Genomic DNA, 16,259 nt, shown 5'->3' with positions numbered 1-16,259 from the left:
AGGCGCCCATTTACTACTATTTTGATAGCTTAAAAAGCACGACCATTGCGCGCAGAGGCCAATTTTTGCTTGTGAAATTCACTCCAACACGGCCCGCAGCTGGCGCGTGGTGACCGCCAGCCGCCTCGCCCCGATCTGTGCGAGGTTATTCATCACCGTGAGCGCAGCCTCGGGGTATTGCCGGGCCCAGGCGTCGAAATGTGCGCGCGACAGCCGCACCAGGTGCGCAGGCCCACGCTCGGCCCCGGCACAGGCGCTGCGGGCCGCACCGTTGAGGAATGCCATCTCGCCAAACGCCATGCCCGGCCCCACGGTGGCCAGGCGCAGGCCCTTGTCGGGCGGCCACAGGGTCACCAAGGTGATGTGGCCCGACTTGACCACCAGCAGGTCGTGGTCGGTGTCGCCCGCGCGGAAGACGACGCCGTGGGCGGGCACGTCCAGCGGCTCCAGCAGGGCCATGAGCGCGTCGGCGGCGGCACGGGGCACACCTTCGCCGATTTCGCCCAGCAGGTCACGCTCGGGGCGCGCAGGACGCTGCTCGATGGGGCGCTGCGCAAGGATGCCGGCCTCGGCCCATTCCAGCGCGCGGTCCAGGTCGGCAAAGGCGCGCACATGTTCGCCTGCGTGGTCGGCGGCCAGGGGGTCGAGCGCTGCCACGGCGGCCGCAATGCCCTGCTGGCCCAGGTCGCGCACCAGCGCGCGCAGCTGGGCCAGCGCCGTGCTGTCCCAGGCGGGCACGCGGCCCGCGTCCAGAATCACCCAACGGTGGCGCGGCTGCAGCAGCATGCGCACCTGCTCGGCCAGGTGGGCCGCCACGCCAAACGACATCACGCCCTGCAGCTCGAACACCGCCACCTGGTTCATGCGGGGCGCGAGCCAGGTGTCCGAGCCCGCGCGGCGCAGGCGCCGCGAGCGCAGCTCGCCATCCAGCCGCACATGGCGCAGCACCGTGGCGGCCGAGTCGTGCAGCAGCACAAAGGTGGCCACCACGAGGCCCGCCACCAGCGCGCCCACGCCGCCCATCACGGCAAACACCAGGGCCACCAGCCAGCTCTGTGCCCAGGTCACGCGCGAGCGGCGCGCATAACCCAGCGACCACATCAGCCCCGGCACCTGCATCAGCCCGGCCAACACCAGCCCACCCGCCAGACAGGCCATGGGCACCCAGTGCAGCCACCACGGCCCCGTGAGGGCCACGCCCAGCATGATGGCGGCGTGCCAGCGCGGCGCATCGCGCGATGCGCCCGCCTGCGCCAGCACGATGCGCGAGCGCGACGCGCTGGTGGACGCCGGGATCATGCCCGCCAGTCCACACAGCGCGCCCAGCAGGCTTTCGCGGCGCAGGGCCAGGTTGGCGTCGCCACGCAGGCCGTGGTCCAACTCCAGTTCCTGGTTGAAGACCAGAATTTCGAGGCTGTTGACCAGCGCCATCAAGAGGGCCAGCACCACCAGGGCCGCGCCCTGCTGCTGCGCCAGGGCCATCCAGGGGATGCCACTCCAGTCGGGCAGCGGCGGCCAGGCAAACACACTCGGCTGCACGGCAGGCACCAGCACGGCCCCGGGCCCGCCGCTCCACCACCCTGCCGCCGCCACAGCCAGCGCCACCACGGCCACTGCCGTCAGCAGGCCAGGCATGCGCGGCCAGCGGCCTCGCAGCCACCAAGCCAGCCCCGCCACGGCCCCGGCCGCCAGCGCATGCCAGCCAAGCTGGGCATCCCAGGCTGCAGCCGCCCCAGCGCCAAAGCCGTTGCGCACCTGGCCCAGCACCATCGACAGGCCCACGCCCGCAGCAAACCCGTGGGTGACCGAAATCGGCAAGAACCGCGCCACCGACGCCAGCCGCAGCACGCCCAGCAGCCACTGAAAGACAAACGCCAGCGCCACTGTGGCCCCGCTCACGGCCAGCACCTGCCGCGCATTCAGCCCCAGCGCGGGCGCCGCGCCGTGGGCCGTGGCCAGCACGGCCGCAAACAGCAGCGCCACCACCGTGGTGGGCGCATACACCACACCCGCACGGGGCGCCAGCAGCGTGAGCAGCAGGCCCGGCAGCGCGGCCGACCACAGGGCCAGCGCCGCCAATGAATAGTCGCCCGCCAGGGGCGCAAACGCCAGCAACCCCAGGCCCACGGCATGGGGCACGGTGACCGCCGCCGCAGACCAGGCCGCCGCCGCGCCCGAGGGCTGCGTTGCGGGGTCAGGCGCCCGGTGGGATGGCGCCGCCAGGGGCGCTGCGGAGGACATGGGCCGTGGTCTTCAAAACCCGTGCGGGCTGCGGCGGCCTACAGGCTGCGCGCAGCAAAGGTGTCGCAGGCCTTCACGCTGCCGTTCTGCAGGCCGTTGTGGAACCAGCGCTGGCGCTGGGCACTGGTGCCGTGGGTGAAGCTCTCGGGCACCACCGCACCGCCGCTGGAACGCTGCAGCGCGTCGTCGCCGATCTTGGCAGCTGCATTCATGGCCTCTTCCACATCGCCCTGCTCCAGGATCTGGCGGGCGTTCTGCGCATGGTGCGCCCACACGCCGGCAAAACAGTCGGCCTGCAGCTCCAGCCGCACCGACAGGGCGTTGTATTCGGCCTTGCTCACCCGGCCACGCATCTGGTCCACCTTGCCGCTGATGCCCAGCTGGTTCTGCACATGGTGGCCCACCTCGTGGGCGATCACATAGGCCTGGGCAAAGTCGCCCGGGGCGCCCAGGCGGTTCTTGAGGGTTTCATAAAAGCCCAGGTCGATGTAGACCTTCTGGTCGGCCGGGCAGTAGAACGGGCCCATGGCCGCCTGGCCGGTGCCGCAGGCCGTGGGCGTGGCGCCCCGGAACAGCACCAGGCGTGGCTCCTGGTAGCGGCCGCCCCCCTGGCTGAACACCTGGCCCCACACATCCTCGGTGTCGGCCAGCACCGTGCCCACAAAGCGGGCCATGGTGTCGTCCGCTGGCGGGCGGCGTGCAGGGCCCGGGTGCTGCTGCACCTGCGCGGGCGCCCCGCCACCACTGAGCAGCCCCAGAATCGTCAACGGATTGATACCCAGCACCCAGCCCCCCAGCAGGGCGATCACGATGGTGCCGATGCCAATGCTGCGCCCGCCGAATACCGGCGAACCGCCCCCGCCGCCGCCATCATCGCCACGGCGGTCTTCCACGTTGTCGGATTCGCGATTGCCTTCCCATTTCATGCCAGATCTCCTGCGCCCTCCTGCGGTTGGAAGGCCAATGCTGGATATTACGCGCCGTGCAGGTGCAGCCAGGGCGAACTACGATGCATGCCTGCCACAGGCCCGCCGCACCGTTCCCATGATCAACGACACCCGCCACCTCACACCCCCGCCCGACAAGGTGATCCTGCTCACCGGCTTCGACCCCTTCGGCGGCGATCCACTCAACCCCAGTTGGCTGATTGCCCAGGCGCTGCAGGGCCAGCACATAGGCGGCCACCGGGTGGTGGCGGCGCAGCTGCCCACGGTGTTCGGTCAGTCGCTGCAGCGGCTGGCAGCGCTGGTGCACACACACCAGCCCGCGCTGACGGTATGCCTGGGCCTGGCGGGCGGGCGCAGTGCGCTGTCGCTGGAGCGCATCGGCATCAACATCAACGACGCCCGCATCCCCGACAACACTGGCGCCCAGCCCATCGACACCCCCGTGGCCGCCGACGGGCCCGCCGCCTACTTTGCCAGCCTGCCGATCAAGGCCATGCTGCGCGCCGTGCAGCGCGCGGGCTTGCCCTGCGAGGTATCGCAGACGGCGGGTACCTTTGTCTGCAACCATGTGCTGTATGGCCTGTTGCACCTGCTGGCGCAGGGCGCAGGCCCCGCCGGGGCGCGGGGCGGCTTTGTGCATGTGCCCTGGCTCACCGGGCAGGGGGCGCCCCACCTGCCGCTGCGCGACATGGTGCGCGGCATCCACACCGCGCTGTGGGCGGCCGCGCTGGCCCCGCAAGACATCACGCTGCAGGCCGGAGCCACACACTGAGACCGCCTGTGGGCAGCACACCGAAGATGCCCTGAAAAACAGGGGGTTGCCTCCACCCGGCAGTCCCAAAACGCTGGCCGCTGTGTACAGTCAGGCCATGTCTTTTGCCCCCTCCACCCTGGCCACAGGCACGCTGGATGCCGCCGCCACCGCGCAGCGGCTGCCTTGGTCAGCCCTGGCCGACGAAATCGCCGAGTTGCTGCACGACAGCACCGTCTCAGTCCCTCCGCGCAGCGTGCTGCCCCTGGCCCAGGGCGGCAGCCTGTTCCTTATGCCCGCCACCGACCGCAGCGTGGCCATGACCAAGCTCATCACCTTCACCCCCGCCAACGCAGGCACGGGGCGCCCCTCGATCCAGGGCGATGTGGTGGTGTTCGACATCGCCACCGGTGCGCGCCAGCTGGTGCTGGACGGCCCCACAGTCACGGCCCGGCGCACGGCTGCTGTCTCGCTGCTGGCAGCGCGGCACCTGGCACCGGCGCCGCAAGGCCCCTTGCTCATCGTGGGCGCGGGGGTGCAGGGCCTGGCCCACGCCGAAGCCTTTGTGCTCGGGCTGGGCGTGAAGGAGGTCTGGATCACCTCGCGCAGCGCCGCCAGCGCCGAAACCCTGGCCACGCAGGTGCGTGCACTGGGCGCCCAGGTGCGGGTGGTGGCCGATGCCGATGCGGCCCTGGCGCACTGCCCCCTGGTGGCCGCCTGCACCACAGCCAGCAACCTGGTACTGCATGCCACGCCCCGGCCCGATGCATTCATCACCGCAGTGGGCGCCTTCACCCCCACCATGGCCGAGCTGGCGCCCGCGCTGTGCCTGCACGTGGCGCAGCATGGCAGCATCGTGGTGGACACGGCCGACGCCAGCCACGAGGCGGGCGATTTGCTGCAAGCCGGGCTGGACGTGGCCGCCCTGCCCGTGCTGCGGGACGTGGTGTGCGGCCCGTGGGCGCCCCGCACACCCGCCGGGCCCGTGCTGTTCAAGAGCTGTGGCTGGGCTGGCTGGGACCTGGCCGCCGCACGGCTGGCCCTGCGCCAGGGCGCTGCGCAGCGCCCTGCCACCTGACAGGTCTCCCATGGCACTGCTCGTGCGCTTTTCCGACCACAGCCTGCGCATGCAGATTGCGCTGGTGTTCGGCACCTTGGTCATCGCGCTGGCCGTGCTGCTGTCACTGGGTTTTGGCGAGCTGCTCAAACACCGCATCCAGCGCGACGCAGGGGATTCGCTGCAGGCCGTGGCCGACAACGCAGGCAAGCTGCTGGCCACCGGCCTGATGCAGCGCAGCCTGGAGGCCGAGGTGCTGGCCAGTGCCGCCATGGTCTGGTCCGCAGGGCTGGATTCGCCCGAGGCCCAGCACATGCTGGCCCGCAGCCAGGCGATGCAGCCCAGCAACCTCTGGATTGGTGTGGCCGATGCGCAAGGGGTGGTGCGCAACGCCACGGGCGGCCTGCTGCTGGGCCACAGTGTGGCCCAGCGCCCCTGGTTCCAGCGCGGCCTGCAAGAGGTGCATGTGGGCGACGTGCACCCCGCCCAGCTGCTGGAGAGCTTGCTGCCCCCCACGGCCTCGGGCGAGCCGCACCGGTTTGTCGATTTCGCAGCCCCCATCCGCATCGGCCCGACCACCGTGGGCGTGCTGGGCATCCACGGCAGCTGGGAATGGTCGCGCGAGGTGCTGGAAGGCCTCACGCCGTCCACTTCGGCTGAAGACGCGGTGGAGCTCTTCATCTTCGACCGCCAGGGCCAGATGATCCTGGCGCCCCGGCGGCACGGCACCATGCTGCAAGCCGCTGGCCAGCGCCTGCCCGAGGGTATTCACATCAACAACAACCGCGATGGCGGAAGCCTGCAGACGGCGGTGGTGCCCTGGCTCGATGGCAATCGCTACCTCACGGCCGCCACGCAGCTGCAACCCCGCAATGCCGCCAGCGACCTGGGCTGGCGCATCGTGGCGCGCCAGCCGGTCGAGCTGGCGTTTGCCGAGGCCGACCGTACCGTGCGCATGGCCCTCGCCATCGGCCTGACAGCAGCGCTCATGGCATCGGCCCTGGCCTGGATGGCCGCACGCCGCCTGAGCGATGCCCTGTACGCGCTGGCCGACGCCGCCAGCGCCGTGGAGGCGGGCCACCCCGGCAGCAACATCCCAGCCATGGACAGCAACCGCGAGGTACGCCAGCTCTCCCAGGCGCTGGGCCGCATGACCCACCGGTTGCTGGCCGCCCGCGAGGCCATGGAAGAAAAGGTGCGCCTGCGCACCCTGGAGCTGGAGGCCGCCAATCGAGCCCTCGATCTGCAGGCCCGCACCGACGCCCTCACCGGGCTGCTGAACCGGCGCGGCTTTGAAACGCAGATGGCGTTTGCGCTGGCGCTCGCCCGGCGCAGCACCCGGCCCCTGAGCCTGATTGCGGTGGATGTGGACCATTTCAAGCGCGTGAACGACACCTATGGCCACGAGGCCGGGGACGAGGTCCTGCGTCGGCTGGCGCGCACGCTCGAAACACGGCTGCGTGGCTCGGACGTGATCGCGCGGCTCGGTGGCGAGGAGTTTGTGGCGCTGCTGCCCGACACCGACCTGGAAGGCGCTCGTGCGATTGCGCAGACCCTGGTCACCGCCATGGCACAGCAGCAGGACCCGGTGGTCGGCACCATCACCGTGAGTGCAGGCGTGGCCAGTATGCGGGGCGCCGATGACACCGGCGACGCCATCCTGCGGCGCGGCGACATCGCGCTCTACGAGGCCAAGGGCCAGGGCCGTAACCGGGTCTGTGTGGAGGACTGAGGCTTGCCTTCTGCCGGTGGGCAGCGGTGCGCAGCGTCTGCTTTCTGCTATCCCGGCTGGGGGGCGTCGAAGTAGGCCTGCAGCTGGGCTGCCAGGTGGTGAAGATCCCCGTCTGCCTCTGAGCGCGCCAGCGCCAGCTGCTCCAGCGCGTAGGGGCGGTGGCCCAGCATCATAGACATGTTCACGCAGTGGCCACTGGCAGCCATCTTCAGCGCAAACGCATTGAGCAACTCGCAAGGCCAGTAGGTGGCCAGCGAACCACTGGCAGAGCCCCCGGCAGCCAGCCCCGGGCCCAAGGCCTTGGCGGGTGCAGCGGGCACAGAAAGTGCAGCAAAGCTCAGCATGGCAAGACTCCATCAGGCCGCCAGTCCACGCGGCGGCATGGGGTCATGCTAAAAAAACCGCTGCAGCCTGCCATTCGGCCAAAGAGCTGAGGCCACGTAGGACGAAACCCCAGAAAACCTGTTGCGCCCCCGCCTCCACCCGAGTCGGATCAGGCCTTGGGCAGCGTCACGCCCACCTGGCCCTGGTACTTGCCGCCCCGGTCGCGGTAGCTGACCTCGCAGACATCGTCCTTGTCGCTCTCGAAGAACAGCACCTGGGCGCAGCCCTCGCCTGCGTAGATGCGTGCGGGCAGCGGCGTGGTGTTGCTGAACTCGAGCGTCACATAGCCCTCCCACTCGGGCTCGAACGGGGTCACGTTGACGATGATGCCGCAGCGGGCATAGGTGCTTTTGCCCAGGCAGACGGTGAGCACGTTGCGCGGAATGCGGAAGTATTCGACCGTGCGGGCCAGCGCGAAGCTGTTGGGCGGGATGATGCAGCTGTCGCCCTCGAAATCGACAAAACTCTTTTCGTCGAAGTTCTTCGGGTCCACCACCGTGCTGTGGATGTTGGTGAATACCTTGAATTCGGGCGCGCAGCGGATGTCATAGCCGTAGCTGCTGGTGCCGTAGCTGATGATCCTGCGGCCCTCGGCCTCGCGCACCTGGCCGGGCTCGAAGGGCTCGATCATGCCGTGCTCGGCCGCCATGCGGCGGATCCATTTGTCGCTCTTGATGCTCATAGCAGAACTCCCTGCGCAATCGCCTGGCTGCTTTTCATGAAAACTGCCGGGCGCTATTAAATGTGTAGCTGACAGCGCTTGATGATCAGGCGCGGGAGCCGTATTTTGCTTGAGAAATCACGGTTTGCTCCACCACCCGGTCGTCGCCGAGCACGATCAGCGCAAAGAGCAGCTCTTCCAGGTTGCGTGCCTGCTGTGTCTTGCGCGCCAGCAGTGGCGTGGCTGCCGGGTTGAGCACCACAAAGTCCGCCTCGCAGCCGGGCTGCAGATTACCCACCACCCCCTCCAGGCCCAGCGCCCGGGCAGCGCCCGCCGTGTGCTGCCACCACAGCTGCTGGGGCGACAGGCTCAGGCCCTGCTTGGTCTGGCCCTCACGGCCCACGTAATAGGCGGCCATCATGGTTTTGAAGGGGCTGAAGCTGGTGCCGCCGCCCACATCACTCGCCAGGCCATAGCCAAAGCCCACGCGGTCGGCCCCGGCGTAGTCAAAAAATCCGCTGCCCAAAAACAGGTTGCTGGTGGGGCTGACCGCCGCCGTGGCGCCCGTGTCGCGCATCAATGCGCGGTCGTCGTCGTCAAAGTGGATGCAGTGGGCGTACACCGCGCGCTCGCGCATCAGGCCAAAGTCGTCGTACACGGCCAGGTAGCTGCGCGAGGCCGGGAACAACTCGCACGCCCAGCGGATTTCATCCAGGTTTTCGGCCACATGCGACTGGATCCACACGTCCGGGTAACGCGCGGCCAGTTCGCCGGCGCCGCGCAGCTGCTCGGGCGTGCTGGTGGGCGCAAAACGCGGGGTGATAGCATAACCCAGGCGGTCCACGCCATGCCAGCGCCGGATCAGTGCCTCGGTGTCGATCAGGCTTTGTACGGTGTCGTCGCGCACGCCATCGGGCGAGTGGCGGTCCTGCAGCACCTTGCCGGTGATCAGTCGCATCTGCTGGCGCTGCGCCTCGGCAAACAAGGCATCCACGGATGCCGGGTGCGAGGTGGCAAACGCCAGCGCCGTCGTCACGCCGTTGCGCAGCAGCTCGGCCACAAAAAATTCGGCCACCTGCGCGCTGTAGCCCGGGTCCACAAAGCGCGACTCGTGGGGGAAGGTGTAGTTCTCCAGCCAGGGCAGCAGGCCGTCGGCTGGGGAGCCGATCACATCGGTCTGTGGAAAGTGGATGTGCAGGTCCACAAACCCCGGCGCCAGGATGCGCCCCGGCAGGTGCACCACGGGCTCGCCTGCAAACTGCGGCGCCAGCGACTGCCACGCCCCTGCCGCCAGCACCCGCTGGCGGCCCTCGGCGTCGGGTCCCACGGCCAGCAGGCCATCTTGGTCATACAGGGCTGTGCCGTCGTCGGCAAAGCGCAAAAGGGCAGATCGGTATACAGGCATGGGGGCAAGCTTAGCGGCAGGGGGCGCCGCTTGTATACGGCACGCCCCATAGTGGCTATGGGACAGGGGGAAGGCTCGGCAGGGGCGGAAGGCAGGGCCACCGCCCGCCGGCGTTCAGCGGGCCAGCTTGCCCACCACGCCCTCGACCAGCCAGTTCATCTGCAGGATTTGTGCATCCGTCAGCGCCTGGCCGGGGGCAATGCGCTCCTGCCCTTCGTTGTCGCGCACTGGCGCCTTGCCTGCGCGGAAGGGCTGGAGCTTGCCCGCCCCAACGGCTTTCTGCGCCTTGAGCACCTCCTGCTGCACCGCGGCGGGCACCTTGGTGCCGAAATCGCCGACGCGGATCATGCCCTCGCGCACGCCGCCCCAGACGTTGGCGCTTTTCCAGCGGCCGTTCTGCACGGCCCGCACGCGCTCGGTGTAGTAGGCGCCCCACTGGTGCGTCACGGCCACGATCTGGGCGTCCGGCCCGGTCTTGCGCATGTCGGAGTGGTAGGCCACGGCCATCTTGCCGCGCTCCTGTGCGGCCGCCATGACGGCGGTGGAGCCGGTGTGGAACGCGATCACGTCTACGTCCTGGTTGAACAATGCCATGGCCGCATCACGCTCCTTGGGCGGGTCGAACCACACGTTGAGCCACACCACCTTGACCATGGCCTGGGGGTTGACCGAGCGCATGCCCAGCGTGAAGGCATTGATGCCCTGCAGCACCTCGGGGATGGGGAAGCCCGCCACAAAACCGGCCACGCCGGTCTTGCTCATGCGGCCCGCCGCAATGCCTGCCAGGTAGCGGCCCTCGTAGTAGCGCGCGTTGGCGGTAGCCACGTTGGCGGCCTGCTTGTAGCCGGTGATGGACTCGAACTTCACCTGCGGAAAGTCCTGCGCCACCCTGAGCGTGGGCTCCATGTAGCCAAAGCTGGGCGTGAAGATGATCTGGTGCCCCGTGGCGGCCAGGTCGCGGATCACGCGCTCGGCATCAGCACCTTCGGCCACGTTCTCCACATAGGTGGTTTTGACCTGCGGGCCCAGCGCCGCCTCGACGGCCTTGCGGCCCTCGTCGTGCTGGCGTGTCCAGCCCGCTTCGGTGATGGGCGAAACATAGACAAAACCGGCCTTGACGGGCTCGGCAGCGCTGCCCTTGGCGGGTGCGGTCTGGGAAAAAGCGGGGGAGAAAAAACAAGCGGCCACGAGCATGGCTGCGAGGTTTTTGTACATGGTGTTCCTCTACATGGTCCTGATGAAAAGACACGTGCAAGCCGCAGGACAACGGCTCGCAGTGAAGTGAATATACGCAGGGTATTTTCTGGCTTGAAAAATCTCTCTGTCAGAGGGTGTGATGCATCCGCATGAACTGCGCTCAGCCAAGACGCAGCGGCTGCCCTGGCTGCGCAGCGTTGCCAAGGCGAAACGCCCCCACCACGCCGGACAGGCGCGAGGCCTGGTCCTTCAGGCTTTCGGCAGCGGCAGTGGACTCTTCCACCAGTGCGGCATTCTGCTGCGTCATCTGGTCCAACTGGCTCACCGCAACGTTCACCTGGCCAATGCCCTGGCTCTGTTCGGACGCTGCAGCACTGATCTCGCCGATGATGTCGGTGACGCGGCGCACAGAGCTCACGATCTCGGTCATGGTGCTGCCAGCGTTCTGCACCAGTGCAGAACCGGATTCGACCTTCTCCACCGACACACCGATCAGCGTCTTGATTTCCTTGGCCGCGTTGGCCGAGCGCTGGGCCAGTGAACGCACTTCGCTGGCCACCACGGCAAAACCACGGCCCTGCTCGCCTGCGCGGGCAGCTTCCACTGCGGCATTGAGTGCCAGGATGTTGGTCTGAAAAGCGATGCCGTCGATGGTGCCAATGATGTCGGCAATCTTCTTGCTGCTGGCGTTGATCTCGTCCATGGTGTTCACCACCTGGGCGACCACCTCACCGCCCCGCTGAGCCACCTCAGCAGCCGACGCAGCCAGCTGGTTGGCCTGCACAGCAGAATCCGCGCTCTGGCGCACGGTGCTGGTCAGCTCTTCCATCGAACTGGCTGTCTCCTGCAGGCTGCTGGCCGTCTGCTCGGTGCGAGCGCTCAGGTCCTGGTTGCCGATGGCGATCTGGGTACTGGCGGTGGAGATACTGTCCACCACGCCGCGCACCTGCTGCAGCGAACCGTGCAGCGCCGCACGCATCACATCCAGCGCGCGCAGCAAGCGGCCGGTTTCGTCATTGGCATACGCGGATTGCGGCGCGCCCGTCAAGTCCATGTCCGCGATGGCCTCGGCAATGGCCTCGGCATGGCGCAGCGGGCGCGTGATGCTGCTGGCCAGCAGCCAGGCCAGCAAAGCGCCGAGCAGCAGCGAGATGCCGGTGCAGACCTGCAGCAGCAGCGTGGTCTGCGCACGCAGCGCCTCGCTGCGCTTACCCGCAGCGTCCAGTTGGGCGCGCTGCAGGTCCACCATCTGCTTGACGCCTGCAACATAGTCGCGAGAGGTGGGCTCGAACCGCTCGGTGAAGACCCTGCCAGCCGCATCGGCATCGCCCGCTTGCTTGAGCTTGCTGACCTCCTCGCGCGCGCTCAGATAGGCCTTGCGCAGATCACCCACCTTGGCGAAAAGCTGCTTTTCCTCGGGTGCGTCCATCTTCGATTCGATGAACTTCTGCAGTTCGTTGGTCTCGCTGATAGCGGCCGCTGTGGCCGGAGCGAAGTAAGGGATCAGCGAAGCATCGCTGCTTTTGGCGATGGCCGCAGCACGCTGCACCCCCGCAGTGGTGTTGAGCAACCAGTCTGCACCCGCGCGCTCGGTCTTGATGTTGTCATCGACCATGGTGTTGATCTCTGCGCCCAGCTGGTTCAGTTTGAAGACCGCGACGACGCTGCTGACAAAAAACAGCGCCAGGATCACGCCAAGCACCAGGGTCAGGCGCTTGCCGATGGAAAGTTGATTGAGAAACATGAAGGGGAAATCCTGCTGCGAACAACGCACGGCGCGTCAGCAAAACAAAGGCCCCGCGACGCGGGGCACACAAACGCCCACCCGCACACAGAGCATGGGCGGGTGTACAAATATTCACATTTTAGGGTTTACCCGTATTTTAACTACACAGAGCCCAAAAGGCACGCCGCGCGAGCCGGGCACGGCTGCCGCTAGGATGGCGCAATCACCTGCTCCGGAGTCCTTTCACATGCCCATGTTTGTTGACACCTCACCCCCCGGCCAGTGCATCTTCTGCCGCCTGGTGGCGGGCGAAATCCCTGCAGCCAAGGTGTACGAAGACACCCTGACCATCGCCTTCATGGACATTGGCCAGGTCAACCCCGGTCATGTGCTGGTGGCCACCCGGCGCCACGCGGCCACGCTGCTGGACATCACCCCCGAAGAGGCAGCCGCCGTCATGCAGACCGCGCAGCGCATGGCGCAGGCCGTGCGCCGGGCATTCGACCCACCGGGCATCACCCTGCTGCAGGCCAACGGGCGCGAGGGCGACCAGACGGTGTTCCATTTCCACATGCATGTGGTGCCACGCCACGCGCAGGATGGCATTGCCCTGACCTGGCCCCGCAAGGAGCCGGGGCCCGCCATGCTGCAAGCCTATGCAGACCGGCTGCGCACGGCGCTGCAGGGCGATGATTCAGTCACCTCGGGCGGTGGCTGATGTTCTGTGGACTGCAAGGACGTTCAACCGTCCGCCTTTAGTAGTCAGTAGTCATGCTCCACACAGCGCTCAAAGGTTTCCTTGAGCTTGTGCTCCCACACCCGCTTGTCGGCGTTGCCCGCAAAGCTCGCCTCGAAGCTGTTGAACGCCAGCTGGTAGGCATGTTTGGCCGTGAGGCCCGTGGCCGCAAACACCTGGGTGAAGTTCTCGTTGATGTAGCCGCCAAAGTAGGCGGGGTCATCGGAGTTGACTGTGGCGGCCAGCCCGGCGTCAAGCAGCTTGCCCAGGTTGTGGTCAGCTAGGTTGGGGAACACACACAGCTTCTGGTTGGACAGCGGGCACACGGTGAGCGCAATGCGATCTTGCGCCAGGCGCTGCATCAGTGCGGCGTCGTGCACGGCCTGCACGCCGTGGTCGATGCGCTCGACCTTGAGCACATCGAGCGCACTCCAGATGTAAGCAGGGGGCCCCTCCTCGCCCGCATGGGCCACCAGGTGCAGGCCCAGCTCGCGGCAGCGGGCGAACACACGGGCAAACTTCTCGGGCGGATGACCCAGCTCGCTGGAATCCAGCCCCACGCCCACGATCTTGTCGATCAGCGGCATGGCCTGCTCCAGCGTTTCAAACGCCGACTCCTCGCTCAGGTGGCGCAGGAAACACAGGATCAGTGTCGCGCTGATGCCCAGCTCGGTGCGCGCATCTTCGCAGGCGCGATGTAGGCCGTTGATCACGGTCTCCATGGCAACGCCGCGTGCGGTGTGGGTCTGCGGGTCAAAAAAGAGTTCGGCATGCAGCACGTTGTCGCGCGCCGCGCGGCCCAGGTACGCCCGTGCCATGTCGTAAAAATCCTGCTCGTGCAGCAACACGCTGGCACCCGCGTAGTAGATGTCGAGAAAGCTCTGCAGGTTGGTGAACGCATAGGCGCTGCGCAGGGCCTCCACGCTGGCATAAGGCAGCGTCATTTCATTGCGCTGCGCCAGGGCAAAGATCAGCTCGGGCTCCAGCGAACCTTCGATGTGGATGTGCAGCTCGGCCTTGGGCATGGCACGCAGCAGCCCGGGCAGGCGCTCGGCGGAGATGGGGGGTATCTTGAACATCAGCAGACTCCAAAGGTGATGCCACTCTGGCGCAAAAAGCGGCGGTAGGCAGATGATGCCTTGTCGGCGGCGGTATGCAACTCCGCGCGCAGGTCGAGTGGCAGGCACTGTGGCATCTGCGACTCCAGCACTGGCTGGTCCTGCGTGAAGATGGTGTGCTGAAAGGCCTGCAGCTTCTCATCGGGCGAATCGAAATCGGCCACTGCCAAGCGAAACCACACGCGGCTGCGCACCGGCGTGATCGGGCAGATGAACAGCGCAATGGACTCACGCCAGCCGTCCACCGCCGTGGTGCCCGCCTCGGGCACCTTGGTCAGCACGGCTGCATAGGGCGCCGTGACTTCGTAGGTGTATTCGACCTGGGCAGCTGCCGTGGAGTGCAGGTTGGACTGCGGTTGCCAGGCCTTGCAGCCCGTGGCCAACAGGCCGGTGGGGGTGGGCTCCACGCGGTAGTCATCAATGGCTGTGGCGTCGCGGCTGCCCAGCCAGCCTTCGTGCACAAAGCCGAAGTGGGACATGTCCAAAAAGTTCTCGACGATGCGCGGCGCGCTGGCGGCCACATCGTAGGGCCCGCAGTTGAGCTTGCGCAGGCGGGCATCCCCCTCCGCAGCGAACACTGGCAGATCCTGCTCGCCCTGGGCAATGCGCACCCACACCAGGCCACAGGCCTCCTGAGCCTCGAAATGCCGGGCGCAGTGCGTGGCCGGGGGTACAAAGGTGGGCAGTGCGGGCACGTGGGTACATTGCCCACCGGCCGCAAACTGCCAGCCATGGTAGGGGCACTCCAGCTGGCCCTGGGACGTTACGCGGCCCAGCGACAGGCGGGCGCCCCGGTGCGGGCACTGTTCGGCCAGCGCGTGCACAGCGCCTTCGCTGTCACGCCACAACACCACGGGTTGTTCCAGCACCTGCACGGCCAGCGGGGCTTGTGCGGCCAAGGCCGCTGACAGCGCCACGGGGTGCCACAACGTTGATTCCACCATCGCCCTTGCTCCTCAAAAAGCCACGGACCGCAAAAGGCCCCTGCAAAACAAAAGGGCCACCCCAGGGCGGCCCTTTGTCACAGCAGCTCCCAAGAACTGCTGATGCACGCGGCTCGAATTACTTCTTGTCGCCGCCAGGGATCTTGCCTTCCACGCCCTTGACATAGAAGTTCACGCCGCCGAGGAACTTGTCATCGGCCACGGCGTCCTTGGCCAGCACTTCCTTGCCATCCTGGCCCACGATCGGACCCTTCCAGATCACGAAGCTGCCATCGGCCAGGCCCTTCTTCACGGCTTCGACCTTGGCCTTGGTGTCGGCAGGCACGTCTTCGGCGATAGAGACGATGTCGATCGCGCCTTCCTTCACGCCCCACCAGCTCTGGCCCGACGCCCACTGGCCTTCCAGCGCGTCCTTGGTGGCCTTGATGTAGTACGGGCCCCAGTTGATGACAGCCGATGCCAGGTGGGCCTTGGGGCCGTAGGCGGTCATGTCCGAGTCCCAGCCGAAGGCGCGCTTGCCCTTCTCTTGTGCCGTCTTCAGCACGGCGGGCGAGTCGGTGTTCTGGAACAGCACGTCAGCGCCGCCGTTGATCAGGCTGGTAGCGGCTTCGGTTTCCTTGGGTGGGCTGAACCATTCGTTCACCCAGACCACCTTGGTCTTGATCTTGGGGTTGACCGACTGCGCGCCCAGCGTGAAGCTGTTGATGTTGCGGATCACTTCAGGGATCGGCACCGAGCCCACCACGCCCAGCGTGTTGGACTTGGTCATGGCACCGGCGATCACACCCGCCATGTAGGCACCCTCGTAGGTGCGGCTGTCGTAGGTGCGCATGTTCTCGGCGGTCTTGTAGCCGGTGGCATGCTCGAACTTGATGCCCTTGTTGTCTTCGGCGACCTTGAGCATGGACTCCATGTAGCCAAAGGTGGTGCCGAAGATCAGCTTGTTGCCCTGGCCGGCCAGGTCACGCAGCACGCGCTCGGCGTCGGCGGACTCGGGCACGCTTTCCACGAAGCTCGTCACGACCTTGTCGCCGAATTCCTTCTCGATGGCCTTGCGACCGTTGTCGTGTGCGAACGACCAGCCGCCGTCGCCCACCGGGCCGACATAGGCAAACGCGATCTTCAGTGGCTCGGGCTTGGGGGCCGGTGCTTCGGCGGCAGGGGCCGGTGCAGGCGCGGGGGCCGGTGCCGGTTCTTCCTTCTTGCCACAACCCACGAGGGCGGCAGCAGCCACGGCGGAGAGCGCAGCCACCTTGAGCATGGAGCGTTTCTGCAGATCAGTCATGTCGGTTTCCTTATCGAAGAAGTAAAACTTGCAAAGGTTGAGGGACGAAAACGGTGATTATGGTGCGATCTACCG

At 67.1% G+C, this 16,259-nt stretch carries 14 protein-coding genes; 4 read left to right on the top strand and 10 right to left on the bottom strand.

Features of this window, described 5'->3' with window-relative positions; translation table 11 throughout:
• Positions 1–78: 78 nt before the first annotated feature.
• Positions 79–2,241, bottom strand: a complete 2,163-nt coding sequence (locus tag ACSQ3O_RS06055; RefSeq protein WP_436138206.1) for a SulP family inorganic anion transporter — start codon at positions 2,239–2,241, stop codon at positions 79–81.
• 38 nt (positions 2,242–2,279) lie between these two features.
• Positions 2,280–3,167 (bottom strand): KPN_02809 family neutral zinc metallopeptidase, encoded by an 888-nt coding sequence (gene ypfJ, locus ACSQ3O_RS06050; protein WP_436138205.1) that lies wholly within the window; start codon positions 3,165–3,167, stop codon positions 2,280–2,282.
• A 118-nt stretch (positions 3,168–3,285) separates the two neighbouring features.
• On the opposite strand from ypfJ, the gene pcp reads away from it, so the two are divergent.
• The 3 genes from pcp to ACSQ3O_RS06035 all read left to right on the top strand — a co-directional run bounded on the left by pcp (position 3,286) and on the right by ACSQ3O_RS06035 (position 6,728).
• Positions 3,286–3,960 (top strand): pyroglutamyl-peptidase I, encoded by a 675-nt coding sequence (gene pcp / locus ACSQ3O_RS06045; protein WP_436138204.1) that lies wholly within the window; start codon positions 3,286–3,288, stop codon positions 3,958–3,960.
• Positions 3,961–4,057: 97 nt separating this feature from the next.
• Positions 4,058–5,017 carry a delta(1)-pyrroline-2-carboxylate reductase family protein gene (locus tag ACSQ3O_RS06040; protein ID WP_436138203.1) on the top strand — a complete coding sequence of 320 codons (960 nt, stop codon included), beginning with the start codon at positions 4,058–4,060 and terminating at the stop codon, positions 5,015–5,017.
• 10 nt (positions 5,018–5,027) lie between these two features.
• The gene (locus ACSQ3O_RS06035) at positions 5,028–6,728 is read left to right on the top strand and encodes a sensor domain-containing diguanylate cyclase (RefSeq protein WP_137746606.1); all 1,701 of its coding nucleotides are present in this window, start codon (positions 5,028–5,030) and stop codon (positions 6,726–6,728) included.
• 47 nt (positions 6,729–6,775) lie between these two features.
• On the opposite strand, the gene ACSQ3O_RS06030 is transcribed toward ACSQ3O_RS06035, so the two are convergent.
• The 5 genes from ACSQ3O_RS06030 to ACSQ3O_RS06010 form a co-directional block, all read right to left on the bottom strand.
• Positions 6,776–7,072 carry a hypothetical protein gene (locus ACSQ3O_RS06030; protein WP_436138202.1) on the bottom strand — a complete coding sequence of 99 codons (297 nt, stop codon included), beginning with the start codon at positions 7,070–7,072 and terminating at the stop codon, positions 6,776–6,778.
• 149 nt (positions 7,073–7,221) lie between these two features.
• Entirely contained in the window at positions 7,222–7,794 is a 573-nt protein-coding gene (dcd, locus tag ACSQ3O_RS06025) for a dCTP deaminase (RefSeq protein WP_124515740.1), read from the bottom strand.
• Positions 7,795–7,879: 85 nt separating this feature from the next.
• The gene (gene guaD, locus ACSQ3O_RS06020; RefSeq protein ID WP_436138201.1) at positions 7,880–9,178 is read right to left on the bottom strand and encodes a guanine deaminase; all 1,299 of its coding nucleotides are present in this window, start codon (positions 9,176–9,178) and stop codon (positions 7,880–7,882) included.
• Between the two features lie 114 nt (positions 9,179–9,292).
• Positions 9,293–10,393, bottom strand: a complete 1,101-nt coding sequence (locus tag ACSQ3O_RS06015) for a BMP family ABC transporter substrate-binding protein (RefSeq protein ID WP_436138200.1) — start codon at positions 10,391–10,393, stop codon at positions 9,293–9,295.
• 142 nt (positions 10,394–10,535) lie between these two features.
• Positions 10,536–12,119 carry a methyl-accepting chemotaxis protein gene (locus tag ACSQ3O_RS06010; RefSeq protein ID WP_298449863.1) on the bottom strand — a complete coding sequence of 528 codons (1,584 nt, stop codon included), beginning with the start codon at positions 12,117–12,119 and terminating at the stop codon, positions 10,536–10,538.
• 229 nt (positions 12,120–12,348) lie between these two features.
• On the opposite strand from ACSQ3O_RS06010, the gene ACSQ3O_RS06005 reads away from it, so the two are divergent.
• Positions 12,349–12,819: an HIT family protein gene (locus tag ACSQ3O_RS06005; RefSeq protein ID WP_436138199.1), complete on the top strand. Its 471-nt coding sequence runs from the start codon at positions 12,349–12,351 to the stop codon at positions 12,817–12,819.
• A gap of 44 nt (positions 12,820–12,863) precedes the next feature.
• Here the strand turns inward: ACSQ3O_RS06005 and ACSQ3O_RS06000 are convergent, their stop codons facing one another.
• The 3 genes from ACSQ3O_RS06000 to ACSQ3O_RS05990 form a co-directional block, all read right to left on the bottom strand.
• Entirely contained in the window at positions 12,864–13,916 is a 1,053-nt protein-coding gene (locus ACSQ3O_RS06000) for an adenosine deaminase (protein ID WP_298449867.1), read from the bottom strand.
• Positions 13,916–14,899, bottom strand: a complete 984-nt coding sequence (locus ACSQ3O_RS05995; protein ID WP_436138198.1) for a Rieske 2Fe-2S domain-containing protein — start codon at positions 14,897–14,899, stop codon at positions 13,916–13,918. Before ACSQ3O_RS05995 ends, ACSQ3O_RS06000 begins: the two co-directional genes overlap by 1 nt.
• A gap of 118 nt (positions 14,900–15,017) precedes the next feature.
• The gene (locus tag ACSQ3O_RS05990) at positions 15,018–16,184 is read right to left on the bottom strand and encodes a BMP family ABC transporter substrate-binding protein (RefSeq protein ID WP_137746614.1); all 1,167 of its coding nucleotides are present in this window, start codon (positions 16,182–16,184) and stop codon (positions 15,018–15,020) included.
• Between the last annotated feature and the right edge of the window lie 75 nt (positions 16,185–16,259).

Source organism: Acidovorax sp. LjRoot74 (assembly GCF_964254355.1).
Lineage (GTDB): Bacteria > Pseudomonadota > Gammaproteobacteria > Burkholderiales > Burkholderiaceae_C > Acidovorax.
The sequence above is the reverse complement of the archived record's forward strand: the minus strand, read 5'-3'. Positions and strand labels throughout refer to the sequence as shown.